Origin of the sequence: Halorubrum sp. FL23 (genome assembly GCF_052439115.2) — an archaeon.
GTDB classification, from domain to species: Archaea; Halobacteriota; Halobacteria; order Halobacteriales; family Haloferacaceae; genus Halorubrum; species Halorubrum persicum.
In genome coordinates, this window is record NZ_JBQVRO020000001.1 from 293,937 (window position 1) to 320,201 (window position 26,265).

The 26,265-nt window shown below is 70.0% G+C and carries 28 protein-coding genes and 1 pseudogene; 11 read left to right on the forward strand and 18 right to left on the reverse strand.

The annotated features are described in order from the left end of the window. The first annotated feature begins 33 nt into the window (after positions 1-33). Positions 34-678 carry an FAD-dependent oxidoreductase gene (locus ACT4MF_RS01485; protein WP_444681513.1) on the forward strand — a complete coding sequence of 215 codons (645 nt, stop codon included), beginning with the start codon at positions 34-36 and terminating at the stop codon, positions 676-678. A gap of 110 nt (positions 679-788) precedes the next feature. On the opposite strand, the gene ACT4MF_RS01490 is transcribed toward ACT4MF_RS01485, so the two are convergent. Then, complete coding sequence (locus ACT4MF_RS01490; protein ID WP_444681514.1) at positions 789-1,301, reverse strand: PaaI family thioesterase; 513 nt, start codon at positions 1,299-1,301, stop codon at positions 789-791. Further along, on the reverse strand, positions 1,298-2,419 hold the full coding sequence (locus tag ACT4MF_RS01495) for a pyridoxal phosphate-dependent aminotransferase (RefSeq protein WP_444681515.1): 1,122 nt from the start codon (positions 2,417-2,419) through the stop codon (positions 1,298-1,300). The genes ACT4MF_RS01490 and ACT4MF_RS01495 overlap by 4 nt, the downstream gene beginning before the upstream one ends. Positions 2,420-2,589: 170 nt before the next feature. Between ACT4MF_RS01495 and ACT4MF_RS01500 the strand changes: the two genes are divergently transcribed. Next, entirely contained in the window at positions 2,590-3,093 is a 504-nt protein-coding gene (locus tag ACT4MF_RS01500; protein WP_444681516.1) for a metal-dependent hydrolase, read from the forward strand. A 51-nt stretch (positions 3,094-3,144) separates the two neighbouring features. Here ACT4MF_RS01500 and ACT4MF_RS01505 read toward each other — a convergent pair whose 3' ends face one another. Beyond that, a complete protein-coding gene (locus tag ACT4MF_RS01505) occupies positions 3,145-3,936 on the reverse strand; it encodes a PHP domain-containing protein (RefSeq protein WP_180271731.1) in 792 nt (263 codons plus the stop codon). A 137-nt stretch (positions 3,937-4,073) separates the two neighbouring features. On the opposite strand from ACT4MF_RS01505, the gene ACT4MF_RS01510 reads away from it, so the two are divergent. Further along, positions 4,074-4,370 carry a DUF7565 family protein gene (locus tag ACT4MF_RS01510; protein WP_099254749.1) on the forward strand — a complete coding sequence of 99 codons (297 nt, stop codon included), beginning with the start codon at positions 4,074-4,076 and terminating at the stop codon, positions 4,368-4,370. Between the two features lie 15 nt (positions 4,371-4,385). Here ACT4MF_RS01510 and rocF read toward each other — a convergent pair whose 3' ends face one another. Continuing rightward, a complete protein-coding gene (gene rocF / locus ACT4MF_RS01515) occupies positions 4,386-5,291 on the reverse strand; it encodes an arginase (RefSeq protein ID WP_099254748.1) in 906 nt (301 codons plus the stop codon). A 99-nt stretch (positions 5,292-5,390) separates the two neighbouring features. Between rocF and ACT4MF_RS01520 the strand changes: the two genes are divergently transcribed. Together ACT4MF_RS01520 and ACT4MF_RS01525 are read left to right on the forward strand one after the other, a co-directional pair. After that, entirely contained in the window at positions 5,391-5,606 is a 216-nt protein-coding gene (locus tag ACT4MF_RS01520) for a hypothetical protein (protein WP_099254747.1), read from the forward strand. Between the two features lie 67 nt (positions 5,607-5,673). Beyond that, positions 5,674-6,207: an Rrf2 family transcriptional regulator gene (locus ACT4MF_RS01525; protein ID WP_099254746.1), complete on the forward strand. Its 534-nt coding sequence runs from the start codon at positions 5,674-5,676 to the stop codon at positions 6,205-6,207. 187 nt (positions 6,208-6,394) lie between these two features. Here ACT4MF_RS01525 and ACT4MF_RS01530 read toward each other — a convergent pair whose 3' ends face one another. From ACT4MF_RS01530 to ACT4MF_RS01550, 5 genes are all read right to left on the reverse strand, one after another. Beyond that, positions 6,395-7,576 (reverse strand): NAD(P)/FAD-dependent oxidoreductase, encoded by a 1,182-nt coding sequence (locus ACT4MF_RS01530; RefSeq protein WP_099254745.1) that lies wholly within the window; start codon positions 7,574-7,576, stop codon positions 6,395-6,397. A 104-nt stretch (positions 7,577-7,680) separates the two neighbouring features. Next, complete coding sequence (locus ACT4MF_RS01535) at positions 7,681-8,508, reverse strand: nucleoside phosphorylase (RefSeq protein WP_444681517.1); 828 nt, start codon at positions 8,506-8,508, stop codon at positions 7,681-7,683. A 58-nt stretch (positions 8,509-8,566) separates the two neighbouring features. Then, positions 8,567-8,968: a cytidine deaminase gene (cdd, locus tag ACT4MF_RS01540; RefSeq protein ID WP_444681518.1), complete on the reverse strand. Its 402-nt coding sequence runs from the start codon at positions 8,966-8,968 to the stop codon at positions 8,567-8,569. 105 nt (positions 8,969-9,073) lie between these two features. Further along, complete coding sequence (locus ACT4MF_RS01545; protein WP_099254742.1) at positions 9,074-9,661, reverse strand: GNAT family N-acetyltransferase; 588 nt, start codon at positions 9,659-9,661, stop codon at positions 9,074-9,076. Positions 9,662-9,724: 63 nt separating this feature from the next. Next, positions 9,725-10,951: a pyridoxal-phosphate dependent enzyme gene (locus ACT4MF_RS01550; RefSeq protein ID WP_444681519.1), complete on the reverse strand. Its 1,227-nt coding sequence runs from the start codon at positions 10,949-10,951 to the stop codon at positions 9,725-9,727. Between the two features lie 114 nt (positions 10,952-11,065). Between ACT4MF_RS01550 and ACT4MF_RS01555 the strand changes: the two are divergent. Beyond that, positions 11,066-12,298, forward strand: a pseudogene (locus ACT4MF_RS01555) (NAD(P)/FAD-dependent oxidoreductase); the annotation flags it as partial. A 106-nt stretch (positions 12,299-12,404) separates the two neighbouring features. Here the strand turns inward: ACT4MF_RS01555 and ACT4MF_RS01560 are convergent. Together ACT4MF_RS01560 and ACT4MF_RS01565 are read right to left on the reverse strand one after the other, a co-directional pair. Beyond that, positions 12,405-13,571, reverse strand: a complete 1,167-nt coding sequence (locus ACT4MF_RS01560; RefSeq protein WP_444681520.1) for a thiamine pyrophosphate-dependent dehydrogenase E1 component subunit alpha — start codon at positions 13,569-13,571, stop codon at positions 12,405-12,407. A gap of 21 nt (positions 13,572-13,592) precedes the next feature. Continuing rightward, the gene (locus tag ACT4MF_RS01565; protein ID WP_099254738.1) at positions 13,593-14,075 is read right to left on the reverse strand and encodes a hypothetical protein; all 483 of its coding nucleotides are present in this window, start codon (positions 14,073-14,075) and stop codon (positions 13,593-13,595) included. 124 nt (positions 14,076-14,199) lie between these two features. On the opposite strand from ACT4MF_RS01565, the gene ACT4MF_RS01570 reads away from it, so the two are divergent. Further along, positions 14,200-14,829, forward strand: a complete 630-nt coding sequence (locus tag ACT4MF_RS01570) for a hypothetical protein (RefSeq protein WP_444681521.1) — start codon at positions 14,200-14,202, stop codon at positions 14,827-14,829. 18 nt (positions 14,830-14,847) lie between these two features. Here the strand turns inward: ACT4MF_RS01570 and ACT4MF_RS01575 are convergent, their stop codons facing one another. Continuing rightward, positions 14,848-15,333 carry a hypothetical protein gene (locus tag ACT4MF_RS01575; RefSeq protein ID WP_444681522.1) on the reverse strand — a complete coding sequence of 162 codons (486 nt, stop codon included), beginning with the start codon at positions 15,331-15,333 and terminating at the stop codon, positions 14,848-14,850. Between the two features lie 296 nt (positions 15,334-15,629). Between ACT4MF_RS01575 and ACT4MF_RS01580 the strand changes: the two genes are divergently transcribed. Together ACT4MF_RS01580 and ACT4MF_RS01585 are read left to right on the forward strand one after the other, a co-directional pair. After that, a complete protein-coding gene (locus ACT4MF_RS01580; RefSeq protein WP_444681523.1) occupies positions 15,630-16,526 on the forward strand; it encodes a hypothetical protein in 897 nt (298 codons plus the stop codon). Positions 16,527-16,532: 6 nt separating this feature from the next. Next, a complete protein-coding gene (locus tag ACT4MF_RS01585) occupies positions 16,533-18,242 on the forward strand; it encodes a GMC oxidoreductase (RefSeq protein WP_444681524.1) in 1,710 nt (569 codons plus the stop codon). A gap of 58 nt (positions 18,243-18,300) precedes the next feature. On the opposite strand, the gene ACT4MF_RS01590 is transcribed toward ACT4MF_RS01585, so the two are convergent. The 4 genes from ACT4MF_RS01590 to ACT4MF_RS01605 form a co-directional block, all read right to left on the reverse strand. After that, positions 18,301-18,723: a hypothetical protein gene (locus tag ACT4MF_RS01590; protein WP_099254733.1), complete on the reverse strand. Its 423-nt coding sequence runs from the start codon at positions 18,721-18,723 to the stop codon at positions 18,301-18,303. Between the two features lie 73 nt (positions 18,724-18,796). Continuing rightward, a complete protein-coding gene (locus ACT4MF_RS01595) occupies positions 18,797-19,837 on the reverse strand; it encodes an NAD(P)-dependent alcohol dehydrogenase (protein WP_444681525.1) in 1,041 nt (346 codons plus the stop codon). Positions 19,838-19,870: 33 nt separating this feature from the next. After that, positions 19,871-20,629, reverse strand: coding sequence for a J domain-containing protein (locus ACT4MF_RS01600; protein ID WP_444681526.1), 759 nt, complete (start codon positions 20,627-20,629; stop codon positions 19,871-19,873). 114 nt (positions 20,630-20,743) lie between these two features. Further along, the gene (locus tag ACT4MF_RS01605) at positions 20,744-21,001 is read right to left on the reverse strand and encodes an MTH865 family protein (RefSeq protein WP_099254731.1); all 258 of its coding nucleotides are present in this window, start codon (positions 20,999-21,001) and stop codon (positions 20,744-20,746) included. Between the two features lie 138 nt (positions 21,002-21,139). On the opposite strand from ACT4MF_RS01605, the gene ACT4MF_RS01610 reads away from it, so the two are divergent. Both ACT4MF_RS01610 and ACT4MF_RS01615 read left to right on the forward strand, forming a co-directional pair. Then, on the forward strand, positions 21,140-22,192 hold the full coding sequence (locus ACT4MF_RS01610) for a M42 family metallopeptidase (protein WP_444681577.1): 1,053 nt from the start codon (positions 21,140-21,142) through the stop codon (positions 22,190-22,192). Continuing rightward, the gene (locus tag ACT4MF_RS01615; RefSeq protein ID WP_444681527.1) at positions 22,189-23,028 is read left to right on the forward strand and encodes an SDR family NAD(P)-dependent oxidoreductase; all 840 of its coding nucleotides are present in this window, start codon (positions 22,189-22,191) and stop codon (positions 23,026-23,028) included. The genes ACT4MF_RS01610 and ACT4MF_RS01615 overlap by 4 nt, the downstream gene beginning before the upstream one ends. A gap of 6 nt (positions 23,029-23,034) precedes the next feature. Here the strand turns inward: ACT4MF_RS01615 and citZ are convergent, their stop codons facing one another. Both citZ and ACT4MF_RS01625 read right to left on the reverse strand, forming a co-directional pair. Beyond that, the gene (citZ, locus tag ACT4MF_RS01620) at positions 23,035-24,183 is read right to left on the reverse strand and encodes a citrate synthase (RefSeq protein ID WP_444681528.1); all 1,149 of its coding nucleotides are present in this window, start codon (positions 24,181-24,183) and stop codon (positions 23,035-23,037) included. Positions 24,184-24,373: 190 nt separating this feature from the next. Further along, the gene (locus ACT4MF_RS01625; RefSeq protein ID WP_444681529.1) at positions 24,374-26,263 is read right to left on the reverse strand and encodes a PINc/VapC family ATPase; all 1,890 of its coding nucleotides are present in this window, start codon (positions 26,261-26,263) and stop codon (positions 24,374-24,376) included. Between the last annotated feature and the right edge of the window lie 2 nt (positions 26,264-26,265).

The window sequence follows — 26,265 nt, forward strand, 5'->3', positions numbered from 1 at the left end:
AACACGTTTGTGTCTCCCGGTCGGATCGCAGATATGGACACGACAGCGACTGTCAGCGCGGTCGAAACGGTCGGCCGCGACACGTACGCCCTCCGGTTCGACGCCCCCGACGGGTTCGCCGCCGAGCCCGGTCAGTTCGTCAAACTTGGCACCGAGATCGACGGCGAATCCGTCGCCCGCTTCTACACCCTCTCGTCGCCGACCGTCGGCGACAGCTTCGAGGTCACGATCGGCATCGACCCCGACGAAGGCGGCAAGTTCTCCGCGTTTCTCGCCGACGCCGAGGCGGGCACGGAGATGACCCTCTCCGGCCCCTTCGGCGATCAGCACTACGACGGGGAGCCGCGTGCGGTCGTGATCGCGGGCGGCCCCGGCGTCGGCCCGGCGGTCGCCATCGCGGAGCGCGCGCTCGACGACGGCGCCGAGGCCGCGGTCGTCTACCGCGACGACGACGTGTCGCACGCGGACCGGCTGGACGCGCTGGAGGAGCGCGGGGCCGCGGTCTACCGCCTCGACGCGGACGAGGCGCTCGACGCGGCGGTCGCCGAGTCGCTGACCGGAAGCGAGGGCGAAACCGTCTTCGTGTACGGGTTCGCCGACCTGGTGGCCGACGCCGAGGCCGCGGTCGAGGCCGCCGGCGGAGACGCCGACGCGGCCAAAGTCGAGAACTTCGGCTGAGCGCTGGCGCGCGGGTTCGGACGGACACTCGCGGGTCGCGGGTGCGCGGCGTGGCCACCCCCTCCGTCTCAACCGCGCTCGGCACCGCAGGCGCACGCCGACCGGGGCTCTCACTCTCCCTGATCGAGGTCCCACGGCGCGTCGTCCGGGAGATCGCTCGTCTTGTACACGCCTCTGCCGACGGCGACCGTTCTGCTCTCGGCGTCGTCGTCCGCCTCGGTGTCGCGGCGGAACTCGTCCGCGTCGCCGTCCGGTTGGACGACCTCCACGTCGACGACCGCCGTCTCACCGCCCTCGCGGACCGTCTCCGCGGTCGCGACGAGGTCGTCGGTCGCCGGCGCGAGGTAATCGATCCGGAAGTCGATCGTCGGCGTCGGAAACCCGACCAGCGCGGTCGCGGCCGCGCCGGCGACGCTGTCGGCCAGCGAGAAGGCGACGCCGCCCTGGGCGATCGCCTGCCGGCGGTTCGAGGAGTGCTTCTCGCCGAACTGCAGGCGGCCGACCGCGCGCCCCTCCGCGGCCTCGGTCACCTCGATGTCGAGCAGGTCGCGGAACGGACTGCGGTTGAAGTAGTCGAGGATGTCGTCGGTGTCGTCGGCGTCGTCGGCGTCGTCGTCGCTCATCGCGGATCAGGGGCGTCGGCGGCGAAGTAGTCGGTGAGTCGCTCCGCGGCCTCGGCGGCCCGCGGCGTCACGAGGGCGAAGCGGATCCACTCGTCGCGGGCGGTGCCGAACGCGTCGCCCGGCATCCCGGCGACGCCGGCCTCGTCGACGAGGCGCTTGACGTTCGCCATCGTGCCGGGGAAGCCGTCGAAGCGCGCGAGCACGTAGAACGCACCCTCCGGGCGGGTGTACTCGGCGCCGGCGGCGTCGAGCGCGTCGGTGAACGCGTCAGCGCGGGCGGCGAGCAGGTCGCGCGCCTCCGCGTAGTAGTCCGGCGGCGTCTCCGCGAGCGCGTGGTGGACCGCGTACTGCGAAGGCCGCGCCCCGGTGACGTTCACGAGCATGTGCCGCGTCTTGGCGTCGCCGACGTGCGCCTCCGGAAAGACGCCGTAGCCGACACGGAACCCCGTGATCGCCATCGACTTCGAGAAGCCGCTGGTGACGATGACCCGGTCGGAGTCGAGCGTCAGGGCGGACTCGAACTCGTCGGTCAGGTCGAAGTGGTCGTACACTTCGTCGACGAGGACGACGGCGTCGACCGCCTCCGCGACCGCGACGACCTCGCGGACCGCGTCGATGCCGTAGACGGCGCCGGTCGGGTTGTTCGGCGTGTTCAGGACGATGAGCGCGGTGTTGTCGCTCGCGGCCTCGCGGATCGCGCCGACGTCGAGGCTCCCGTCGCGCTCGGTCGGGGCGAGGGTCGACTCCCCGCCGAGCATATCCGTCTTCCCGGGGTAGTACGGATAGACGGGGTCCATCAGCAGCGCCTCGTCGCCCGCGCCGCGCTCGAACGCGCGCGCCATCGCGAGGTAGTTCGCCTCGCCCGTCCCGTTCGTGACCACCACGCGGTCGGGGTCGACGTTCCGCCGCGCCGCGATCGCCTCGCGGAGCTCCAGCAGCCCCTCGCTCGGCGGGTACTGGAAGTCGTCCGGCGGGAGGTCGGCGTACTCGTGGAGCGCCTCCCGCAGCGCGGCCGGCGGCTCCCAGTCGGGGTTGCCGCTCACCATGTCGATGACATCCCCGTCGGCCCGGGCCGCGTACTGCATCACGTGGAAGAACTTCGGCTCCTCGTACTCCATACCGGTCGGTCGACATCGGGCGCCGTGGCTCTTTCGACTGGTCGGCCGCGCGCGACACCGACCCCGCTCCCCGCTGGATCGACCCCTCTGCTCCCCGCCGATCCCGATTCCCCCGCTCCCCGCCGGTCCCGAGTCGGTGGTTTCACCTACGATCACGGTCACCCGGTGGTATGAACAAACGGGGTCACGTTCTCAACGCCCTCCTGCTCGCGCTCGGGCTCGGGTTCGTCATCGAGCCGAGCCTCGACACGGCCACCGCGCGGACCGTCGCCGAGATCACCGTCCCGATCGTGTTGGGAGCACTCTTCCCCGACGTCGACACCGCCTTCGGTCGCCACCGGAAGACGCTCCACAGTCTCCCGGTGCTCGGCGTCTTCCTCGCGTACCCGATCGTGTTCGGGAACCTCCAGTACGTCTGGATCGGCGTGTTGACCCACTACGTGCTCGACGTGGTCGGGAGCCGGCGCGGGATCGCGCTGTTCCACCCGCTGTCGGACACCGAGTACGGGATGCCGACCGGCGTGACGACGAGCAGCAAGTACGCGGATCTGGTCACCGTGGCCGTCACCGCGGTGGAGATCGCGGTGTTCTGGGCGATTCACACCTACGTCGTGACCCTCGATCTGGACGTGTCCGCGATCGCGTCGGAGGCGGCCGCCGGGATCGGGGTCTGAGAGTCAAAGACCGATACCGACACGCCGGCGAACCCGGAGCCAGCGCCGGAGCTAGTTCGGGCGGTAGTCAGAGAGCGTCCCGGAGTAGACGCTCACGTCGTTGAACCGCCCCTCGTAGGCGACGTTGCTCGGGAGAGTCGGCTCGTCGCCGGAGAGGAACTGCCGGTCGAGCTTCTCCCACGTGTTCTCGTACGCGAGGTGGGCGAACTCCACGAGCCCGCGGAGCTGATGGGCGGCCCCGCCCCGGTGGACCACGGTGCGGGGGCGCGCCTCGCGGAAGGCGTCGACGACCCCCTCGATGCCGTCGAGGTCGCCGTCGAACTCCGTCCACGCCTCGCCGACGGTGCCGGGGAGGTGGGCGTACGACGAGCCGAACCCCGGCTGCCCGGTGGCCTCGGAGATCCGACGGGTCCGGGCGTTCTGGTGCGGGAGGAGCTTCGTGTTGTACGTCTCCACCGCGTCGATCCGGGCGCCGTGGGCCTCGATCTCGGGTCTGGTGAGCGAGATGGTGGCAAAGCTCGGGTGGGGTGCGAGCACGGCCGCGTCCTGCCGGTCCGCCTCGGCCATCGCCGCCTCGAAGGTGATGTAGTCGGGAACCGGTTCGTCCAGGCCGAGAACGAGGATGTGTCGCCGGTTTCCCCAGTCGCCGGTGAACACCTCGCGGGCGGGGATCACGGTGAGGTCGTCGTCGGAGAATCGGGTCGCACGCTCCCGGATCGTCGGCAGACGGGTGAAGTGCGGGGCGTACACGAGCGCGTCGATCCCCCGTTCCTTCGCGAGGGCCACGACGTCGTCGCCGAGCACCTTCACGTGGGCGTCGACGCGCGTTCTCGATCCAGTCACGGGTGGGCGTTCTGCGTCGCCGAGCAAAGGCGTATCGTTCGACGGCGAATCGATCCCGACCCCGTCGGTCGCGATCGGGCCTCGACCGGCGGCCGCCGGGGGAAACCGTTAATCCCTCGGGGCGGAGACGAGATGACATGCCCCGCTGGACGTGCGGAATCGACGGCTGCGACGCCGCCTTCGACGACGTGGAGTCGGCCATCGTCCACCAGACGAACGGTCACCAGCGCCACGAGTGCAAGGTGTGCGGCACGATCGTCCCGGACGGCTACTTCGCGATCCGCCACGCGTTCGACGAGCACACCCGCGCCGAGTTCGTGCGCGCGTACGACGCCGACTCCGCGGCGGTCCGCCGCCGCGAGGAGATCAAACGCGAGATCGAGCGCGAGGCCGACCTCCAGCGCGTCGTCGATCAGTTGGACAGGAGCCCCTGACCGAGCGCGCTCCCCTCAGAGCACCCGCTTTCCGAACGCGCTCGCGGCGAGCTCCGTCGCGAGCTCCGCGGTCTCGTTGTGCTGGTCCAGCGTCGGATTCACCTCGACGAGCTCCATCGATCGGAGGCAGTCGCTCTCGGCGACTGACTCCATCGCGCTGTGCGCTTCCCGGTAGGTGACCCCACCGCGAACCGGGGTGCCGACGCCCGGCGCCTCCTTGGGGTCGAGCCAGTCGAGGTCGAGGCTGACGTGCACCCCGTCGACGCCCGCCGACGCCTCGGCCATCGCCTCCTCCGTCACGTCCGTGACCCCCCGCTCGTCGATGTCGGACATCGTGTACGCCGCGAACCCGTGGTCACGGATCACCTCGACCTCCGCGTCGTCGACGGAGCGCAGGCCGACGAGCGCGACGTTCTCCGGGCTGAGCCCGGTCGCGTTCGCCCAGTCCGACTCGGCGAACTCGCCGAGCCCGAGCGCGGCGGCGAGCGGCATCCCGTGGACGTTCCCGGAGGGCGTCGTCGCGGGCGTGTTGAGGTCGGCGTGGGCGTCGAACCACACCGCGCCGATCTCCGCGTCGCGCGCGGATCCGGCGAGCGATCCGATGGCGATCGAGTGGTCCCCGCCGAGCGCGAGCGGCACCTCTCCCGCGGCCAGCGTCCCGCCGACCTCGTCCGCGAGCCGGCGACAGACGTCGGCCGTCTCGCGCAGGAACTTCGCCTCACCGTCCCGGGGCGCCTCCGCGTCCGGGTCGCGCTCCTCGGCGCGAGGGACCGCGAGGTCGCCCGCGTCGACCGTGTCGACGCCCGCGTCCGCGAGGTGGTCGGCCAGCCCCGCGTAGCGGATCGCTGACGGCCCCATATCCACGCCGCGTCGGTTCGCTCCGTAGTCGGTCGGCGCGCCGATGATTCTGACGGTGGTCATGTCCGAGAGAGCGCCCCGGCGGCGCTTGAATGGTAGGGTCTCCGCCGCGACCGCACCGCGATCGCACACGGTTTTCACGTCCGGACACCAACGGAGAGCATGAGCGGCTCCAGCGGTAACTTCGCTCCCACGGATCTCGAACCGATCGGCGCCATGATCGCCGTCGCGTTCACCGGCGCCGTGATCGGGCTCGTCGGTGCCGGACTCGCCTTCTTCGTCGGCGACCTCGGTCTCGCGCTGATCGGCGTCGGCGCCGTGGTCGCGCTCTCCAGTCCGATCGCGTATATTCGACTCCGTCGGCTTCGGCGGTCCTGAGAAACCCCACGATCGTTTATAACGACCTTCCATCGCATTTAAGCGGTGCCGCCGTCTATTCGGGTCTATGTCATCGATCGAGCTCACATCGAGTCAGAAAAGCATCCTCACGGCCCTCATCAACCTGTACGGGGAACAGGAGGACGCCGTCAAAGGCGAGGCGATCGCCGAGGAGGTCGACCGCAACCCGGGGACGATCCGCAACCAGATGCAGAGCCTGAAGGCGCTCCAGTTAGTCGAGGGCGTACCCGGGCCGAAAGGCGGCTACAAGCCCACCTCGAACGCGTACGAGGCGCTCGACATCCAGCGCATGGACGAGCCCGCGGACGTCCCGATCTACCACGAGAGCGAGGAGGTGACCGGGGTCAACGTCGACGGGATCGACCTCTCCAGCGTCCACCACCCGGAACTCTGCCGCGCCGAGATCCACGTGCAGGGCTCGGTCCGCGACTTCCACGAGGGCGACTCCGTCACCGTCGGTCCGACCCCCCTCTCGAAGCTCGTCATCGACGGGACCGTCGACGGCAAAGACGACACGGCGAACATCCTCATCCTCCGCATCGATGATATGCGCGCGCCCGACGAGCCCGCCGAGCACTGATCGTCTCACCGACACTCTCGTTCTGCGTTCCGCTCTTCGCAACCCGAACGTAGCCGCTTCCGTTCTGCGCTCGCGCCGTCGCCGTCGCTGAAGCCGGTGTCGAGACGTGGACGGGGATCGACGACTGTCGGAGCCGTCCACCGGAGTCAAAAAACGCCGCGCCGCGCTTGGTTCTCGTCGCCGGGCGTTACATGTCGCCGAACGCGCTCACGCCGCGTCCGGCCGAGGAGACCTTCGCGATCCACCGCACCGCGATCGACTTCTTCAGCAGCTTCGCGGGGGTGCCGCCGAACGTCTTGATCGGCATCCCCACCACGTCGTGGGCGACCGCGTCCTCGCCGACCGAGATGACGGTCCCCTTGTCGCTGTGCTGCCACGACTGGAGCGGCGCGCCGCGGGCGGCGCGCGCGAGGTTCTCGCCGGCGACCTCCGCGGCCTGCCAGGCGGCCTGCGCGGTCGGCGGGGCCACGTCGTCGTCGCCCTGCTCGATGAGCGCGGTGTCGCCGATGGCGAACACGCGGTCGTCGCTGGTGGTGAAGTCCGAGGCGGCGTGGACGCGGTTCGAGCGATCGTCCTTCTCGACCTCGACGCTCTCCAGTTCGGGCTGGCCCGTGATGCCGCCGGTCCAGATCAGCACGTCGTAGGTGAGCTCCTCGGGGTCCTCGTCCTCGCCGCCGCCGAGGTAGACCGCGTCCTCGTCGGCCTTCGAAATGAAGTCGCCCGTGAGGATGTCGATGTCGGCGTCTTCGAGCCGCTGGCGGAGCGCGCCCTGCACCTGGGGGTCGTTCCCGGGGAAAACCTCGTCGAGGCCCTCGACGAGTTTGATGTCGATGGGGGCGCGGTGTTTGTCGCGGTACTCCGCGATCTCGCCCGCGGTCTGGATGCCCGAAAGCCCGGCGCCGCCGACGATGACCTCGACAGGGTCGGAGCGGGTCGCCTCCGCGGCGGCCGACCGAACGTCCTCGTGGATCGCCTTCGCGTCGTCGAGGCTCTTGAGCTGGTGGGCGTTCTCCTTCAGCCCCTCGATGCCGAAGAAGGCGGTCGTGGAGCCGACGCCGAGCAGGAGGTAGTCGTAGTCGACGGTCGTCCCGTCGTCGGTCTCGACGACGCGGTCGTCGGTGTCGACGTCGACGACGCGACCCTGCACGAACTCCGAGTCGGGGGATTTGATCTCGTCGACGGGGATGGTGATCTTCTCGGCGACCGCGGGGTTGCGGATCGCGCGGTGGACCTCGTGGAGAACGAGGTGGTAGTCGTGCTCCGAGATCCACGTGAGCTCGGCCTCGCCATCGCCGACCTCGTCCTCGAACGCCTTCACCGCCCCTGCGCCGGCGTAGCCGGAGCCGACGACGACGACCTGTGTTGTCATGCCTGTCGCTCCGCGGTCCGCGGGTAAAGTCGCTTTGGAACGTCGCTGACGCCGTCGTCAGTTGACCGATCGGGCCGATCCGACGATCGGGCCGGCGCCGCCGGTCAGAGGGAGAGCCCGGCGTGCCAGCGGTCGGCGCCCGCCTCCCGCTTGACCTCGTCCATCCGGGCGAGGAGTTTCACCGCGAGGCTCGCGGTCTCGGCCGCCCGCGACTCGCCCTCGGTCCGGAACTCGCCGGTGACCCGGTTCGCGTAGACGGAGCAGACCGCGCCCGCTCGGAGCCCGTACACGTTCGCGATCGTGAGGATCGCCGACGCCTCCATCTCGATGTTCTTCACGTTCGCGTCCTGCAACTCCGCGACCAGCTCGTCGGAGCCGGCCGCCTCGAACCCCTCGAACCCGGGGCGACCCTGCCCGGCGTAGAAGGAGTCGGCGCTCATCGTCACGCCGGTGTGGTAATCGTACCCGAGCCGTTCGGCGGCGGCGACGAGCGCCGAGACGACCTCGCCGTCGGCGGCCGCCGGGTAATCCTCCCGGACGTACTCGTCGCTGGTCCCCTCCTGCCGGACCGCGCCGGTCGTGATCACCAGATCGCCCACGTCCATCCCGGGCTGGATCGCGCCGCAGGAGCCGACCCGGATGAACGTGTCGACGCCGACGCGCGCCAACTCCTCGACCGCGATGGCGGCCGACGGCGATCCGATCCCGGTCGAAGTGACGGAGATCGGCGCGTCCTCGTAGGCGCCGGTCGCGGTGCGGTACTCGCGGTGGGAGGCGACCTCCTCGTGGTCGTCCCACAGCGCCGTGACCTTGTCCACGCGCTCGGGGTTGCCGGGGAGGAGCACGGCGTCCGCAACGTCGCCGGGGCCGACCTCGACGTGGTACGCCGCCTCGTCGTTCGGGTCCTCGCTCCGGTCGCTCTTGTCGGTCATGTCTCCGCCCTTCGGCGAGCCGTTTAAAAGGAGTTCCGTCTCGGCTGCTCGGCGCGTTTCAAACGCCGCGGGCGTCGTCGAGCGTCCCCTCCGAGATGGTGTTCGGGAGCAGTTCGCCGAGCGAGTACTCGCTGGTCTCGCCGTCGCCCTCGTCACAGATAACGACGAGGTCGGCGGCGGCGAACTCCGCGAGCGACTGCCGGCACATCCCGCAGGGAGTGACGCCGTCTCGGACGCCCGACGTGACGGCGATTCGGTCGAACTCGCGGTGGCCGTTCTTCACCGCCTCCGCGAGCGCGACCTCCTCGGCGTGGAGGCTGTTGGAGTAGTTGGCGTTCTCGATGTTACAGCCGGTGTAGACGGTGCCGTCGGCGGTTCGGAGCGCGGCGCCGACGCGGTACTCGGAGTACGGGACGTGCGCGTCGTCGAGCGCGTCGCGCGCGGCCTCGATCAGGTCCATACGGTGGCGTCGACCGGCGAGCCGATAAGCGGTCGGATCGCGGTCGAGGCGGGAGCCACTGTGAGCCGGAGGCGACCGAGAAGGGGACGACCGGAGAGCCGGTCGCTAGCGACCGGTGTCGTACTTGTACGTCGCCTCGTCGGGGTCGATCCCGAAGTCCTCCGGCGATTCGGTCGTGTCGGCCGCGGCCTCGGCGGGTTCGGCCTTCTTGAACGCCTCCCGGAACCGGTCGGGCATCTCGAACTCGTCGACGGCCAGCCGCAGGCCGACCACGCCGCCGCCGAGGAACTCGCGCTTCTCCGCGATCCGGTCCGAGAGCGCCTCGGGGAGGTCGTCGGTGGCGACCTCCTCGAAGCCGAACTGGGTCAGGTACTCGGGCTGGTCGGTGAGCACGTACACCGTCTCGAACCGGTCGGTGGCCGCGGTGTCGACGAGGCGCTCGACCACGTGCGCGCCGACGCCGCGACCGCGCCACTCGGGGAGCACGCCGATCCCGGTGACCTCGATCCGGTTCTCCGCGTCCTCGCCGCCGCGGTGTAGCCGGAGCCGGCCGAACCCCGCCCGGTCGCCGGACTCCTCGTCGACCGCGATCACGTAGTCCCGCGACCGAAAGGCGACGTCGTCGAGCCCCAGCTGCTCGATCGCGTCCAGTAACCACGCCTCGTCACGGTTCTTGGCGTCGCGGACGTACATGGGTACACGTACGCCGGGCGACGTAAAAACGGTTCCCCGACCGTCCCCACGACGGCGAGGAGTCTATATCCCCTGTCCCATCAGGTGGCTGCGCAGCACGTCCGGCGTCTTGAGCCCGGCGTCGCTGTTGACGAGGACCACCGTCTCGTCGCCGTCGAAGAACCCGTCCTCCTTGAGCGCCCACGCGCCGGCGGGCGCGGCCCCGCCGGTGGCGCCCATCTCCATCACCTCGTTCTGCGCGACGGCGACCGCGCTCGCGAGGATGTCCTCGTCCTCGACGCCCACCGCCGTACCGCCGCTCTCCCGGACCGCCTCGAGCGCGGCCGCACCGCCCGCCGGGTCGGCGATCTCCAGCTCGCCGCAGATCGTGTCGGGCGTCGACCACGGCTCCGGCTCGTCGAGGTCGCGCTCGAACGCGGCCGCGATCGGCGCACAGCCCGCGGCCTGCGCCGCGACGACCCTCGGGACGGCGTCGATCGCGCCGACGCGTTCCAGCTCGGAGAACCCCTTGTACACCCCGGCGACGACCTCGCCGGAGCCGGTCGGGACGACCACCACGTCGGGCGCCGCGCCGAGGTCGGCGACCAGCTCGAACGCGAGCGTCTTCACCCCGTCGTGGCGGTACGGCGTCGCGAACTCCCCGAGGTCGGTGTAGTCGGTCTCCAGCTGTTCGTCGACGGCGTCGGCCGCGTCCGGGAACCGCCCGCCGACGACGCGCATGTCGCCGCCGTGGACGTTCGTCATCGCCTTGTTCGAGAAGGCGCACCGCGAGGGGACGAACGCGTACGAGCGCAGGTCGGCCCGCCCCGCGTACGCCGCCATCGACTGCCCGGCGTTGCCCGGGCTCGCGCACGCGAGCGGCTCCACGTCCGCCCCCTCCGCGGCCCGCGCCGCGACGGCGGTGAGCGCGACCGAGAGGCCGCGGTCGAGCACGGTCCCGGTCGGGTTCCGCCCCTCGTCTTTCACGTACACCGACTCCACGTCGAGCTCGTCCGCGAGCCGCTCCGTCGGGACGAGCGGCGTGGCGCCCTCGCCCGCCGAGATCGCGGCGTCGGCCGGGAACGGTAGCAGGGCGTCGAAGCGCCAGTGACCGCGCCCCGCCCCGGCCGGACCGTCCTGGGGCGACCCCAGCAGCGTCTCGGGATCGACCGCGTCGTAGTCGTAGGCGGGGTCGAGCCCGCGCGCCTGTTCCTCGGCCGACACCGTCGTCGGGTCCGCGGTCTCGTGGACGCGACCCGACGCGCGACTCTCCAGCCCGCGGAACGCCGTCGTCGTCTCCGTCGACTCCATACGAACCCTTGCGGCGGCGACGACTAATCGCTTCCCTCTCGGCGGCGTCGACCGCCGCGCCCGACCGTGGACATCCTACGGTCGCTTATAAACTCGCGACCCGATGAGTCACGTATGCACGGAGACGCTACCGTCGTCGGCGGCGGGCTCGCGGGGCTCGTCGCGGCGACCCGGCTCGCCGAGGCGGGCGCGGACGTGACGCTGTACGAGCGACGGCCCGAAGTCGGCGGGCGCGTGCGGACGGAGACCGTCGACGGGTTCACCCTCGACCGCGGCTTTCAGGTGTTGTTCACGAGCTACCCGGCGGTCGCGAGCGAGGTCGACGCCGACGCCCTCGACGTCCGCCGGTTCGCGCCCGGCGCGACGATCTGTCGCCCGGGGTCCCGCTCGGTGCTCTCGGACCCGCTCCGCGACCCCCGCGGAGCGATTCCCTCGCTGCTGAACGACGAGGTCTCCTTCTCCGACAAGCTCCGGACGCTCGCGCTCCGGTACGACCTCACGAAGCGCGACGAGGACGAGTTCTTCGCCGGGCGGGACGCCTCGATCCGCGAGTACCTCCGCGACTGGGGGTTCGCGGACGACTACGTCGAACACTTCGTCGAGCCGTTCTACGGCGGGATCACCCTCGACAGAACCCTGTCGACCTCGAAGCACGTCTTCGAGTACACGTTCCGCGCGATGGGCCGCGGCGCCATCGGCGTCCCCGCGGGGGGGATGGCCGCGCTCCCCGAAGCGCTCGCCGCCCGCGCCCGCGAGGCGGGCGTGACGATCGAGACCGGCGAAGACGTCGAGTCGGTCCGGACCGCCGGACAGGGGCGGGTCCCGTTCCGGACCGGCAGCGACGACGCCGCGGGCGCGACCGTCGAACTGGCGGACGGGTCGACGCGCGAGACCGACGCGGTCGTCGTCGCGACCACGCCCCCGGAGGCCCGGCGGCTCACGGGCGTCGAGTCGGTTCCGACGGACGGCGTCCCGAACGTGACCGGGTGGTACACGCTCCCCGCGGGCGAATCCTTCGAGACGGGCAAGCGGATCCTGCTCAACGCCGCCGGCGACTCGCCGAACGCCGTGGTCCCGATGTCGGAGGTCGCGCCCGAGTACGCCCCCGACGACCGCGCGCTGCTCGCCGCGACGTTCCTCGGCGAGGAGTCGCTGGACCGCCCCGCGGACGCCCTGCGCGACGACGTGTGCGACGCCCTGCGCGCGTGGTTCCCCGACCGCGACGTCGACGGCTTGGAGACCGTCGACGTCCACCGGATCCGGTTCGCACAGTTCGCGCAGCCGCCGGGCGTCCACGCCGACCTCCCGGACCCGGACGACCCCGAGGGGCCGGTCGTGCTCGCGGGCGACTACACGGAGTGGTCGTCGATTCAGGGCGCCCTCGAGAGCGGGCGAACGGCCGCCGAGACGACGAGGCGGTACCTGTAACGCGCGCCGCGACGGCTCGCCGGCGTCACTCCTCGCGCCGGAACGACTCCTCGCCGTGCTCGTCGACGGCCGCGAGCAGGTCGTCGCGCTGACGGCGGATCTCCGGCGGGAGATCGGCGTACGCGTCGTCGAACATGTCGGCCGGATCGGGAGCGATCGACTCGGCGAAGTCGATCGCGTCGGCGACGATCGCGTCCGCCTCCTCGCGGATCGACGCGACGCCCTCGTCGTCGATCCGCCCGGTCTCGCGCAGGAACCCCTCCATCCGGTCGACGGGGTCGAGCGCCCGCCACGGGTCCACGTCGTCGGCGTCGCGGTAGGCGGTCGGGTCGTCGGCGGTGGTGTGGGCGCCGAACCGGTACTCGACGAACTCGATCAGGGCCGGGCGGGTGGCGCCGTCGCCCGCCGGCTCGTCCGCCGAGCCGCCTTCCCGCGCCTGCTCCGCCGCCTCCAGCGTGACCGCGTAGCTCGCGAGGGGGTCCATCCCGTCGACGCGGACGCCGTCGAAGCCGTAGGCGATCGCCTTCGCGGCGAAGGTGTCGCTCGCGGTCTGGCGCGCTTCGGGGATCGAGATCGCCCAGCCGTTGTTGTGACAGCAGAAGAGGGTCGGCGTGCCGAAGACGCCCGCGAAGTTCATCGCCTCGTGGAAGTCGCCCTCGCTGGTCGCGCCGTCGCCGAAGTGTACGGCCACGACCCGATCGTCGTCCCGATAGTCGAACGCCCACGCGGCCCCCACCGCGTGCGGGAGGTGCGCCGCGATGCCGATGTTCAGCGGGAAGACGTTCCCCCCGGCGATCGCTTCGGTCCCCGACTCGTGGCCCATCCAGTAGGGGAGGTACTCCGTGAGGAGGTCGCGCACGACGACCGCGCCGTGCTCGCGGTACTGGTAGCTGATCAGGTCGCGGTCGGCGAGCGCGTGCGTCGATCCGACCGCCGACCCCTCCTGGCCCGCACAGGGTGCGTACGTGCCGATCCGTCCCTGTCGCTGGAGGCTCACCGCGCGCTCGTCGAACCGGCGAGTGACCACCAGATCGCGGTAGATGGCGCGGAAGCGCTCGTCCGAGAGGTCGGGGATCGTCGCGTCCGGCAGCGGTCGCCCGTCGGCGTCGAGCACCCGGAACACGTCCTCGTCCGCGAGCGGGTCGGCCGCGGGGCCGGGGGAACCGGCGTCGGCGGCGCCGTTCTCGTCCATGGGGAAGGGTGTGCGCGCCGGTCACAAGGAGTTAGCGGTCCCGGCGGCGTCCGACCGCGTCCGATTCCGTCGGCGAACGAAGGTGATCGGGAGGCCGACGAGGACGCCCGCGACGGCGACCGCGCCGAGCACGAACCCGACGAGCAGCGGCACGGGACCGGCCGTGAGCATCTCCGGCCCCCAGACGAGCACGAACCGGCCCGTCCACACGGCGCCGGTGAGGAGGGCGGTGAGCAGTCCGAACGCGGCTCCGCGAGGGTACGTGACGGTCCCCAACCGCTCGACGAGGGCCCACCAGAGACCCGCACCGGCGACGAGCGCGGGCGAGGCGAGGAGCGGCATCGACAGCGCGGCCGGAAGGCCGATCACCTCGGCGAACAGTCCGAGCATGTCGGAGAGCAGGAGCGCCGTGACGGTGGCACAGCCGAACGCGTAGACGCCCGCGATCAGCGTCCACCGCCGCGGAGACGAGAGTTCGAACTCGGACCGGGGAGCGTCGTCCATACCCGAAGAGTCGTGAGCGGGAAATTAAATGTCTTCCGTGGGTGAAACGCCGGTTTGGGTCTCCTCCGCGACGGCGTCCGCAGCCGCGGAAACATTCATTATGAGTGGTTGATACATTCCGCGTATGAACCTTCGCGACGGCGCGACGCTCGGCCGGGCCGCACTGCGCTCCGTCAGCTACCTGCTCCGCGGCGACATCGAGTTTCCGGAGGGACGGCTTCAGGACACGGTCGAGACGGCGGACGGGACCACCTTCGTCGTCTATCGAGAGACGGTGCGGCGGTCGGCCGGATCGGACGAGGCCGAGGGGGGTGCGGTCCTCGTCTTCCGGATGCGGGTGACCGATCCGGCGGCTCGCGGGCCGTTCCGGACCGCCCTGTTCGATCCGCTCGCGAACGTCGCGACGCCGTTTTTCGCGGGGCTCCCCGGATTCCGGCGCAAGCTCTGGCTGGCGGGTGAGCAGCCGGGCGAGTTTCTCGAGCTGTACGAGTGGGGGAGCGAGGCGGACGCTCGTCGGTTCGTCGACGCGTTGCGCTCGCTGATCGACCCCGTCGACCACGCGGGGACGGTCGAGTTCGACGTGGTCCCGCACGACTCCGTCGAGGAGTACGTCGAGGCGGGGCAGGCGGCGTGGCGCGAGGCGCCGCCGGAGGCGAACCGCCCGCCTCGTCGGACCGCCGTGTTCACGGGATTGGCGGGTATCGGGGTGGCGATCGCCGCCGGATACGCGCTCCGGAAGCGGCTTCGCCGGTAGTCACCGGCGAGGTGGCCGTCAGCCGTCGGACCGCTCCGGTTCGACCGTCGTCGACTCGTACTCCATCCCGGCCTCGTCGAGAAACGACCGCAGCGTGGCCATCCCGCGGTCGAAATCGAAGCCGACGCCGTCGATGTGGGGATTCCCGTTCTCGGTCGGCTCGAGCTCCCAGTGCGCGTGGAGTTCGATCTGGCCGTCGTCGTTGCGCCAGCCGCGCAGATGCGTCTGCCACCAGCGGTACGTCGTGCCGTCGATCGTGTGGCGCTCGTGTACCACGCGGGCGAGGTTCATGACCTCGCCGCGCTTGTGGTAGGAGAACTCCCAGTTCGGCGCGAAGCTGTACTCGCCGAGCGCCGCTTCGATCTCGTCGACGGAGCCGTCTACCACGAAGTACTCACCGGACGGCCGGGATTCGGTAAACAGCGCCTTTCGCAGCTGCCGGTAGCCGTTGCGGATGACGTCGAACGGGACCCGAACGGCGTCCCAGACGTTGATCGATGTCATGGTCGGTTACGGTGCGCGGGACGCGCGGGACTGTGTCTGGATCGCGCCCGGTTCGAGCGCGATCACGCGCCGACGCGTCCGTCGCCGACGGTCGTTACTGGTTCCACCAATCGTGACAGTTATTGTCTTGCACATGCGTGACGACATGTGTCCGAGATATTTAATCACAGATGGTAGGTCCACCGTGTCACCGCGCCATCGACGTGCCACACCGCCGCCAAACCGAGCACCGCGCGGCCGCGAAGCGCGCATGTCACTGGGATAATCTTTTTTAGCCGCTCGTTCGACTAACGCCCATGGTAACTAGTCGCATAGACGACTGGCTGTCCGTCATGTGGCAAAGCCTGACATCCACCGGGGGGTTGCTCCTCGAACTCGTCGGGATCGGGCCCGATGTCGACCCGCACACGAAGGTCACATTTCGGGCGATCGCGGACGCAGTCGTCCCCGAGACGCCGGGACTCGCGGGGGCGCTCGGCCCCGAGCACGTCTCCGGCGGCCTGGCGGTCGACCTCGACGCGTTCACCGTGACGTACGTCGACAACGGCTTCCAGCTCGGCCTCCCCCATCTCGGACCGCAGGGGAACATCCCGATCGCGGACCCGATCGCGCACCTCCTCGACTCGGCGGCACTGACGCTCGTCGAGCGAGGAGACAACGAGCAGGAGCCGGACGTGGACCGGGCGCTGTCGCTTCTCGGTCCGGACGACCCGTCGCCGAGGGCCGTCGAGGACGTCGTCGGGCCGTTCGCGAAGCTCTCCCGGCGCGACCGGCTGCGGGCCATCGCCATCGTCGACGAGTTCGACGTCGAGTTCACGCCGACGGACGACGACCTGTTCGAGCTGGACGCCGGTCTCGTGGGGCAGCTGGTCATCGGCTTCATGGAGATGATCTACTACAGCGAGTGGCAGGGGTACGACGAGTTCACCCAGCCGCCGAGCCGACGCGGCCACCCGAACGACCAGTCCGCAGTCCAGAGCTGGCGACAGACCGGGTTTCCGGGGTTCGCGAACGGATACGCCGCGCTCCGCGGCTACGTCGGAACGACCGATAGCCCGCTGGGCGACGGCGACACGTGGACGACCGTCGACGAGGCGGCGGATGTCCGGATCGTCCGTGAGTCGGGGGGGTTCCGCGAAAACGACTACGAGACGAGCGACTACCGGGAGCCGTTCCCGGTGGAGTCGGGGTGATCGAAGATGGTCGAAGACAGCTACGACGCGATCGTGGTCGGGGCGGGCGGCGACGGACCGGTCACGGCGTGGAAGCTCGCGGAGGCGGGCCTCTCCGTGCTCGTGCTCGAGGCCGGCCCGTTCTACGGGAACGAGCAGTGGCCGCGTCCGAACGAGGATCCGGGCGGCGAGGCGTCGTCGAGCGCGGAGGACCTGAGCGGCGACCTGCTCGACGAGCAGTTCACCACCCGCGAGTTCGAGATGATCACCAAACTCGTCTTCGGGCCGGCCGACCACGAACGCGGGTTCTGGTTCCGGAAGTTCCCGGGCGACGGCGCGATCTTACAGTGTGCCGGCGTCGGCGGAACCACGCTGCATTACACCGGGTGCCATCCGCGCGCCTACCCGGCGGCGATCGACGAGCAGGGACACTGGCCGATCGAGTACGCCGACCTGATCCCCTACTACCAGGAGGTCGAGGAGATGTGCGACGTGGCCCCGGCGCCCGTCACCGCCAAGGAGGAGCTGTTCTTCCGCGGCGCGGCGGACGCCGGCTGGGAGCTGATCGAGGACCTGAACGTGACGGAGCCGGGATATCGCCCGCAGCCGAACGCGATCACACAGCCGGACGAGCGGCTCCACGTCGACGCGGGGTACGACGGCGACTTCACCTACCCGGACGTCGAGGGCGACACCCTCGCGCTCGGTAACATCGCCGGGAACCCCCATCCGCGCGGCGCCCCGTACGAGGAGAAGGCGAAAAAGGCGAGCAACGTCAGCTTCGTCCCGCCCGCGCTGCGCACCGGCAACGTCACGATCCGACCCAACGCCTTCGTCACGGACGTGGTAACCGTGACGCCCCGCGGCGATACGCCGACGGTGGCCGGAGTGCAGTTCCGGGACACGTGGTCGGGGTCGGTGAAGCAGGTCGATGCCGAGGTCGTCGTCCTCGCCGCGGGCGCCATCGAGACGCCGCGGCTCTGGCTCAACGCCGATCTCCCGGCGAACGAGTGGGTCGGTCGCGGGCTGACGATCCACTTCGGCGACAACGTGATGGGACTGTGGGACCCCGACGATCTGGACGAGGCGATCGGCAGCGACACGATCGACCAACACGAGGGGCAGGACATCGCCGCCCGGTTCGACTACCCGGGCGTGGGGATGCTCCAGACGGTCGGCACCGCGCCGGGGATCGGCGCGATCTTGGGGTTCGGTGCCAGCGCGTCGGGGTTCGCGTTCCAGAACGACACCGCGGGCGAACCGTGGGACACGATAGGCCGATTGGCCGGGACCGAGCTCAAGCGGCTGCTCTCAGACTACCGCCGAATGCTGCAGATCCTCGTCGTGAGCGACGACCGTCCCCATCAGCGGAACGGCGTCACGGTCGCGCCGGGGGTCGCCGACGAACACGGACCGATCCCCATCGTCAACTACGAGCCCAGCGAGGGCGACCGGCAACGGCGCGACGAGCTCGCGCGGATCGCCGCCGACATCCTGCGTGAAGCCGGCGCGTCGCACGTCCACCGCTCCGACTCGCCGCCGACCGCGCTCCACGTCCACAGCACGATGCGAATGGGGAAAGTCGTCGACGAGGCGTGCGAGGCGTACGACGTTGACCGACTCTTCGTCGCCGACCACTCCGTCCTGGCGAACGGCGTCGGTGGCGCGAACCCGACGAACACGGGCCAGGCGCTCGCGGCTCGGACGGGCGAACGCATCGTCGAGCGCCACTTCTAATCGCCTCCCCCCGTCGGCGCGCGATGGTCAGACCCGTTCGCCGGTCGCGCCGCGCCCGTCACGCCGGATCCGTCACGGAGCGTTTGAGCACGAAGGCGTACCTCGAGTCGGCCTTCCACTCGTCGACGCTCTCCTCGGTGATCTCGCCCGACGAGTACACGCGCTCGTCGTCGAACGCGATCACGTGTCGCGGCCATGGGTAGGGGAGGTCCCAGCAGAACCCGATGCCGATCCCGTCGCGGTCGTTGGCGAACGCCCAAGCGAGCGCGACCAGGGCGTAATCCTCGCAGTCGCCCCGTCCGGCGTCGACGCACTCACGAGGTCGTTTGGCGAAATCGCGGATCCCGTTCCACCGGTCCTGCGTCCAGTCGTACTCCGACTCCGACCACGCTTCGAAGTCGAAGGAGCGCCACCGATCGTCGCGGTCCACGTAGCGATCGGGCGCGATGAACGTGAACGGCGTCCAACGGCGAGCGTTCATACCTGCCAGTATCACGTCAACGAGACTAATAGATGGGGGCGAACGGGCGGGGAGGGGTCGACCGACTTCGCGCTCAGGGCGTGATCACGGCCCGCCCGTCGATCTCACGGTGTTCGAGCTTCTCGGCCACCGTGTTCACCTCGTCGAGGTCGTAGCGGCTGGTGTGGAGGTCGACGTCGCCCTGTTCGACGAGCGAGACCAGCTCTTGGAGCTCGGTGTACCGACCGACGATGTTGCCGACGAAGGAGAACTCGCCGTTCACCAGCGCCTGCGCCGGTTCGTGGATGTGCCCGCCGTAGCCGATGATGTGGTGGTCGCCGCCGGCGGTGGTGATCTCCGACGCGTACGCCGTGGTCACGTCCTCGCCGACGAAGTCGAGCACCTGCGCGGCACCCGTTCCGTCGGTGATCCCCCCGATCTGGGCCGCGACATCCTCTTCACCCGGATTGACGAGGTGGTCGGCGCCGTACCCCTCCGCGAGATCGAGCGCGGACTCCTTGAGGTCGACCGCGGTGATCCGGGCCGCGCTCATCGCGTTCAGGCATTGGAGGCCGATGTGGCCGAGGCCGCCGACGCCGATGACGACGGCGTGGTCGCCGGGGTTGAGGTCGGCGACCGCCTTCTTCGCCGCGTGATACGCCGTGATCCCCGCGTCCGCGTGGGGCGCGATGTCGATCGGTTCGACGCCGCCCGGGAGGGGGATCACCGAGCGCTCGCTGGTGTGGAGGTACTCCGCGAAGCCGCCGTCGGTGGTGAGCCCGTTGAACGCGTCGTTCTCGCAGTACATCGTCTCGCCGAGCCGGCAGGGACGACAGGTCCCGCAGGTCTGGACCGGGTGACAGATCACCGGGTCACCCTCAGAGACGATACTCACGTCGTCGCCGGTCTCGACGACGGTGCCCGCGTTCTCGTGGCCCAAGGTCAACGGGAGCTCCTGTGGCACGTACTCCGTCCACATCCCCTCGATGATGTGGTTGTCAGTCTGGCACCACCCCGCGCCCTCGACCTCGACGATCACGTCGCTCGCGCCGGTCGCGTGCGGCCGGTCCACCTCGTCGATCGAGAGCCCCTCGCTCATGTCGTCCGTGTACTCGTGGAGTCTGGCTGCTTCCATGTGCCATCACATGGCACGGGTGGAGGAAAACGTTTACCGCGAGGCGCTTTCGGGGACGCCGCCGTCTGCGTGGTTGCGCGCGGTCGCGTACGCCTCGCGGACGCGCCGGAACGACTCCTCGTCGCCGCCCTGATCCGGGTGCGTCTCCTTGACGCGCTCGCGGTAGGCGCGCTTCACCTCGGCGGCGTCGGCGTCGGTCGCCACGTCGAGTTCGGCGAAGGCGGCCGCGACGGGGTCTTGCCCGCCCGCGCTGCTCGCTCGGCCGATCCGATCGGCGGCGCGGCCGGCTGCGCCGACGCGCTGCCCGCCCCTCCCGACACCCCCGCCCGTTGCCCACTCGGGTTCGGTCACGTCGAAGGGGAGCCGTCGACCGAGCCCGCGGCCGGGCATCTCGTGTTCACAGAGGACGGTGTAGATCCCCTCCCCCTCCAGTCTGAAGTAGTCGTGCGCGTCGAAGGTGATGGCGACGCCGCGTTCGGGGAGGTAGAAGGGAACCGCCACGCCGTCGAACGCGTGGTTCTCGTCGAACCGCTCGCCGATCGCTCGCAGGTACTCGCGGATCTCCCGCCGCCGTCGCTCGTCGGCGGCGCGCCCGGACTCGGTGCCGGCCGCGTCGCCGGGGCCGCGCCCGACGCCTCCCGGGCCGGCACCGCCGGCGCCGTCGCTCGGGGCGGGGCCCACGTACCGGTCCCCGAGGTAGAAGGCGAGCGCGACGAGCGCGGACGCGACGGCACCGAGCGCGAGGCCCAACGCGACCCACGGCGGCAGGAGACCGATGAGCTCGACGACCACGCTCGCAGTTACGGCTCCGAGCGTATCAACCCCTCGGCGGGGTCAGCCGGTCGGTTCGGCAGCGGCTGGCGGTGGACTACGCGACTGAGGAAGGGGCAGCGTTGCGCCGACGCGTCAGAGCATCCCCTTCGCCTCGAGTCCGTCGATGATGTCGTCGACGAGCGCTTCGGGGGTGTCGTAGGGGAACTCCTGCTCGCTGCCGAGCTTCGCGGCCATCTCCATCGCGGTGAAGCTCACGTCGCCGGCCTCGAACTTCGTGCCCGGTCCGTCCGGAAGCGCGGGGACCAGATCCATCTGGTTCTCGACCGGGAAGTCGGCGCCGCCGAAGGCCTCCAAGAACTGTTCGCGGAGTTCCGCTTTCACGTCTGTCATACACCCACGTCCCGGGAGCGACCGCAAAAGCGTTGCGGAACAACCCTAAACCGGTTGAGGGTTCTCAGCAGAACGACCGAGACGAGGGGGTACCCCGGATCCTGCGGAACTTTGTCGATGGGCGACCGAGAGGGCGACATGTCGTTCAACTTCGATTACGACCTGCTGTGCGAGTTGACCGAGGCCCGAGGCGTTCCGGGATACGAAGACGAGGTCCGCGAGATCGTCCGCCGCGAGTTCGCCGACCGCGCCGACCGCGTCCGCACCGACGCGATGGGGAACGTCGTCGCCACGATCGAGGGCGACTCCGACTACTCGGTCGCCGTCGCGGCCCACATGGACGAGATCGGGTTCATGGTCCGACACGTCACCGACGAGGGGTTCGTGCAGGTGGACCCGCTCGGCGGGTTCGACGCCCGGGTGCTCCGCGCCCAGCGCGTCACCGTCCACGGGGAGGAGGATCTCACCGGCGTCATCGGCTCCGTCCCGCCGCACACGCTCACGGACGAGCAGGCGGAGCAGGAGGACGAGGTTTCGGACGTGTTCATCGACGTGGGGCGCGACGCCGAGGCGGTCGAGGAGCTCGTCGGCGTCGGCGACCTCGTCACCCTCGACCAGACGACGACCCGCATGGGCGACCGGATCACGGGGAAGGCGCTCGACGACCGGATCTGCCTGTTCGCGACGCTCGAGGCCGCAGCGCGGATCGAATCGCCCGACGTGACGATCCACTTCGCGGCGACGGTCCAGGAGGAGGTCGGGCTCCGCGGCGCGACCGCGCTCGGCGTCGACATCGACCCCGACCTCGCGCTCGCCCTCGACGTGACCGTCGCGAACGACGTGCCGCAGATCGGCGACGCGGCGGACGCGGTGACCGAACTGGGCGAGGGCACCGCGGTCAAGCTGAAGGACTCCTCGGTGATCACTAGCCCGAAGGTCCACAGGCGACTCACCTCGGTCGCCGAGGAGGAGGGGATCGACCACCAGCACGAGGTGTTGCCCGCGGGCGGCACCGACACCGCCGGCTTCCAGAACACCGCGGGCGCCAAACCCGTCGGGGCCATCTCGGTCCCGACCCGGTACCTCCACACCGTCACCGAGACGGCCGACGGCGGCGACGTGACCGCGACGATCGACCTACTGACGGCGTTCTTAGAGTCAGAGACCGGCGAGCACGACTACACGCTATGAACCGATTCGCCGGGAAAACCGCGATCGTGACGGGCGCCAGCTCCGGGATCGGGCGGGCCACGGCGCTCCGCTTCGCCGAGGAGGGAGCGAACGTCGTCGTCGCCGACATCGCCCCCGACGCCGGGCGCGAGACCGTCGACCAGATCGCCGACGCGGGCGGGGACGCGACGTTCGTTACGGTCGACGTGGCCGACCCGTCCTCCGTCGAGGAGATGGTCGACGCCGCGGTCGAAACCTACGGGAGCCTCGACATCGCACACAACAACGCCGGGATCCTCACCGACTTCGTGGAAACGACCGAGGTGACGGCAGAGAAGTGGGACCGACTGATGGACGTGAACCTGAAGGGCGTCTGGAACTGTCTGAAGGCGGAGCTTCCCGTGATGAAACGCCAGGGCCACGGTGCGATCGTGAACACCGCCTCGATGGCCGGGCTCGTCGGGATTGGCGCCCTCTCGAGCTACGCGGCCAGCAAGCACGGCGTCGTCGGACTCACGAAGTCGGTCGCGCTGGAGAACGCGAGCCGGGGAATCCGCGTGAACGCAATCGCGCCGGGACCGACGAAGACGAACATTCAGTCGGGGCTTCTCGGGGGGTCGGGCAGCGCCGGCCCCGCGTCGTTCCGCGACCGGCTCAGGTCCACTATCGCGCTGGTCAAAACCGCGATCCGGACGCTTCGAGCCGACTTCGACACGTCGACGATGCGCGACGTGCCGATGGATCGCATCGCCGATCCGGAGGAGATGGCGGGGCCCGTGGCGTTCCTCTGCTCGTCGGACGCCTCCTACATCACCGGGCACACGATCCCCGTCGACGGGGGACAGGCGGCCGACTGAGACGCCTCACCGATCGTCGATCGGGACGAACTCGGACTCCGTGGGGCCCGTGTACCGCGCCCGCGGGCGGATGAGGCGGTTGTCCTCCTGGTACTGGACGACGTGGGCGATCCAGCCGCCGACGCGGCTCATCGCGAAAATGGGGGTGTACATGTCGACCGGGATGCCGAGCGAGTCGTAGACGGAGCCGGAGTAGAAGTCGACGTTCGGGGCGATCCCCTTGTCGAGCAGCCCCTGGTCGGTGAGGTACTCCTCGATCGCGGTGGTGTAGTCGAGCCACTTCGTGTCGCCGGACGACTCCGAGAGGTCGCGGAGCTTCTCCTCGAGGATGTTCGCGCGGGGGTCCTTCACCTTGTAGACGCGGTGGCCGAAGCCGGGGATGCGGCGCCCGTCCTCGCGGGCGTCTTTCACCCACTGCACCGGGTCCTTGTCGGAGGAGTCGACCTCCTGAAGCACCTCCATCACGTCCTGATTCGCACCGCCGTGGAGGGGGCCCGAGAGCGCGCCGATCCCGCCGGTGACGCCGGAGTACACGTCCGCCATCGTCGAGCCGATCACGATCGCCGTGAACGTCGAGGCGTTGAACCCGTGGTCGGCGTGGAGCGTCAGCGCCATATCGAACGTCTCGGCGCTCACCTCGTCGGGCTCGGTTCCGGTGAGCATGTAGAGGAAGTTCGCGGCGTGCGACAGTTCCGGGTCGGGTGCGACCGGGTCTTCGCCCTGCCGGGCGCGCTCGAAGGCGGCGAGGATCGTCGGGATCTTTGCCGTGATCCGGCGACCCTTCCGGAGCGTCGCGTCGAGGTCCGCGGGGTCCGCGTCCTCCTCGGGCTCGTACGCCGACAGCATGGAGACCGCGGTCCGCAGGGCGGCCATCGGGCGTTCGCCCGCGTCGGCGAGCGTCCGAACGGTATCGAGCACGCCGTCGTCGACGGCGCGTTCGGCGGCCAGGTCCGCGGTGAAGGCGTCGAGTTCGTCGCGTGTCGGAAGCGACCCGTGCCAGAGAAGGTACAGCACCTCTTCGTAGCTCGCGCCGCGCGCGAGGTCCTCGATGTCGTAGCCACGGTACACGAGCTTGCCGACCTCACCGTCGACGTAGCTCAGATCCGACTCCGCGACGAGGACGCCTTCGAGCCCGCGCTTTAACTCGTCTGACATGCTGTGACCTTCCGACCACCACCAAAAAAGCGTTATCTTTCAGGAGGAACTTGTACGACGATCGTCGAACCGATCCGCGTCGCGCGACGGCATTCAGCCGCTCCGGTTTGCGGGTGCCCCGGTGACGACCCCCGGCAGTCTCACCCGAGGCGGGCACGGAACCCGGACGGTCAGCGAGCCGGCGCGAAGCTCAGCGAGCCGGAACGACCGTCACCGTGCGTTTCCGGTCGATCGCGTCCTCGAGCTCCTCGGCGATCGCGGAGCCGCGAGACACCTGGACCTCGCCGCCGCGGCCGACGGTGGCGGTGAAGAGGTACTCGCCGTCCGCGCGCACCTCGACCGTCTCGCCGACGCCGGCGTCGACGTCGATGACGACGTGCCGGGAGGTTATCTCGGGGGTCACGACGGTGCCGCGCTCCTCGCCGACCTGTCCGCCCTGCCCGTTCGCGCCGCGCCCATCGCCGCCCGACCCGCCCCCGCGGCCGCCGGGTTTCTCGTCGTGCGTGCGGACGTCGATCTCGATCCCCAGCCGGTTCTCGATGTCGCTGATGCGGCCGCCGCCCTTGCCGATGACGGTGCCGATGTCGCCTTCGGAGACGTACACCACCGCCTCGTCGTTCCCCTTGAGTTCGACGTCGACGTGGCCGTGTGCGACCGACTTGATCTCGCGTTCGATCTCCTGTTTCGCGATCCGACCGACGCCCGTTTCGGACTCGGCCTCGCCGCCGTCTTCGTTCAGCGGAACCGTGACGACCTGCCGGTTGAACGTGTAGATCTCGTATTCGGGGCGCCCCGTCTCGAAGTTCGACACCTGAATGACCGGGCGTGCGAGGTCCTCGGCGGTGAGTCCCGCCGGCACCTTCACCTCCGTCGCCACGTCGTAGACGGTGTGGACCTCGCCGGCCTCGATGTAGACGACGGTGTCGACGATCTGCGGGATCATCCCGAGTTCGACGCGGCCGACGAGCCGCTGGAGCGCGTCGATGGCGCGCGAGGCGTGGACGACGCCGACCATCCCGACGCCGGCCATCCGCATGTCCGAGAACACCTCGAAGTCGTTCGTCTTCCGGACCTCGTCGTAGATCGTGTAATCGGGCCGAACGAGGAGCAGCGAGTCCGCGGTGTTCTCCATCTCGCCGCCGAGCGCGCCGTACTGCGTGATCTCCGGGCCGACCTGAAGGTCGCGCGGCTTCTCCATCGTCTTCACTGCGTAGTCGCTGTCGTTCAGGAACTCCGCGACCGCCTGCGCGAACGTCGACTTCCCGGCGCCGGGCGACCCGGAGATGAGCACGCCGCGCTTCCGCTCCGCGAACCGGTCGCGCAGTTCGTCGGCGAACTCGTAGTCGTCGAGGTCCGTCTTCGCGATAGGCCGGACGGCGGTGATCTCGAAGCCGTCGGCGAACGGGGGTCGCGCCACCGCGATCCGGTAGTTCCGGAACTGGACGATATCCATCCCGTCGTCGGAGAGCTCGATGAACCCCTCGTTCGACTGGCGCGCCAAGTCGACGATCGAGTTGGCCCACTCGCGCATCTGCGCCTCGTCGGTGGGGTCGTCCGCGATTTCGACGTAGCGCATCTCGCCGAGCGCCCCGCGCTTCGCCTTCGGAACGGTCCCCGTCTTGAGGTGGACCGACATCGTCTCCTCGGTGAAAAACTCCTGTATCGGCAGCTCGTCGACGACGCCGCGGGCCACCGGCTCGACGTACTCGACGTCGATCCCCTTCGCGCGGGCGACCTCGGCCTGCACGACATCGCTGGAGAGGAGCGTGGCGTCGCGGTCGGCCGCAGTATCGCGGATCAGCGCGTCCACGTCGCCCTCGTGGGCGTGCGATCGGGCGTCGCCGTCGGCGCGCTCGCCGACGTACTCCAGTTCGATCGTCCCGTCGTCGGCGAAGTCGGCGAGCCGCTTGAGCTCGCTCAGCCCGTCCCACCCCGACTCCAGCCCGTCGTTGGCCTGCGACTCCAGCTCGCCGACGACGGCCTCCGGGACGAGCACCGTCGCCGCCGCGTAGGTCCCGTCCTCGACGCGTTCGGACACGCGGCCGTCCACGACCGCACTGGTGTCCGGTACTACGTTCATAC

Coding starts and splice junctions, on each gene's coding strand:
- ACT4MF_RS01485 (WP_444681513.1), top strand. CDS start 34: ATGGACACGACAGCGACTGTCAGCGCGGTCGAAACGGTCGGCCGCGAC.
- ACT4MF_RS01490 (WP_444681514.1), bottom strand. CDS start 1,301: ATGAGCGACGACGACGCCGACGACGCCGACGACACCGACGACATCCTC.
- ACT4MF_RS01495 (WP_444681515.1), bottom strand. CDS start 2,419: ATGGAGTACGAGGAGCCGAAGTTCTTCCACGTGATGCAGTACGCGGCC.
- ACT4MF_RS01500 (WP_444681516.1), top strand. CDS start 2,590: ATGAACAAACGGGGTCACGTTCTCAACGCCCTCCTGCTCGCGCTCGGG.
- ACT4MF_RS01510 (WP_099254749.1), top strand. CDS start 4,074: ATGCCCCGCTGGACGTGCGGAATCGACGGCTGCGACGCCGCCTTCGAC.
- rocF (WP_099254748.1), bottom strand. CDS start 5,291: ATGACCACCGTCAGAATCATCGGCGCGCCGACCGACTACGGAGCGAAC.
- ACT4MF_RS01520 (WP_099254747.1), top strand. CDS start 5,391: ATGAGCGGCTCCAGCGGTAACTTCGCTCCCACGGATCTCGAACCGATC.
- ACT4MF_RS01525 (WP_099254746.1), top strand. CDS start 5,674: ATGTCATCGATCGAGCTCACATCGAGTCAGAAAAGCATCCTCACGGCC.
- ACT4MF_RS01530 (WP_099254745.1), bottom strand. CDS start 7,576: ATGACAACACAGGTCGTCGTCGTCGGCTCCGGCTACGCCGGCGCAGGG.
- ACT4MF_RS01535 (WP_444681517.1), bottom strand. CDS start 8,508: ATGACCGACAAGAGCGACCGGAGCGAGGACCCGAACGACGAGGCGGCG.
- cdd (WP_444681518.1), bottom strand. CDS start 8,968: ATGGACCTGATCGAGGCCGCGCGCGACGCGCTCGACGACGCGCACGTC.
- ACT4MF_RS01545 (WP_099254742.1), bottom strand. CDS start 9,661: ATGTACGTCCGCGACGCCAAGAACCGTGACGAGGCGTGGTTACTGGAC.
- ACT4MF_RS01550 (WP_444681519.1), bottom strand. CDS start 10,951: ATGGAGTCGACGGAGACGACGACGGCGTTCCGCGGGCTGGAGAGTCGC.
- ACT4MF_RS01560 (WP_444681520.1), bottom strand. CDS start 13,571: ATGGACGAGAACGGCGCCGCCGACGCCGGTTCCCCCGGCCCCGCGGCC.
- ACT4MF_RS01565 (WP_099254738.1), bottom strand. CDS start 14,075: ATGGACGACGCTCCCCGGTCCGAGTTCGAACTCTCGTCTCCGCGGCGG.
- ACT4MF_RS01570 (WP_444681521.1), top strand. CDS start 14,200: ATGAACCTTCGCGACGGCGCGACGCTCGGCCGGGCCGCACTGCGCTCC.
- ACT4MF_RS01575 (WP_444681522.1), bottom strand. CDS start 15,333: ATGACATCGATCAACGTCTGGGACGCCGTTCGGGTCCCGTTCGACGTC.
- ACT4MF_RS01580 (WP_444681523.1), top strand. CDS start 15,630: ATGGTAACTAGTCGCATAGACGACTGGCTGTCCGTCATGTGGCAAAGC.
- ACT4MF_RS01585 (WP_444681524.1), top strand. CDS start 16,533: ATGGTCGAAGACAGCTACGACGCGATCGTGGTCGGGGCGGGCGGCGAC.
- ACT4MF_RS01590 (WP_099254733.1), bottom strand. CDS start 18,723: ATGAACGCTCGCCGTTGGACGCCGTTCACGTTCATCGCGCCCGATCGC.
- ACT4MF_RS01595 (WP_444681525.1), bottom strand. CDS start 19,837: ATGGAAGCAGCCAGACTCCACGAGTACACGGACGACATGAGCGAGGGG.
- ACT4MF_RS01605 (WP_099254731.1), bottom strand. CDS start 21,001: ATGACAGACGTGAAAGCGGAACTCCGCGAACAGTTCTTGGAGGCCTTC.
- ACT4MF_RS01610 (WP_444681577.1), top strand. CDS start 21,140: ATGTCGTTCAACTTCGATTACGACCTGCTGTGCGAGTTGACCGAGGCC.
- ACT4MF_RS01615 (WP_444681527.1), top strand. CDS start 22,189: ATGAACCGATTCGCCGGGAAAACCGCGATCGTGACGGGCGCCAGCTCC.
- citZ (WP_444681528.1), bottom strand. CDS start 24,183: ATGTCAGACGAGTTAAAGCGCGGGCTCGAAGGCGTCCTCGTCGCGGAG.
- ACT4MF_RS01625 (WP_444681529.1), bottom strand. CDS start 26,263: ATGAACGTAGTACCGGACACCAGTGCGGTCGTGGACGGCCGCGTGTCC.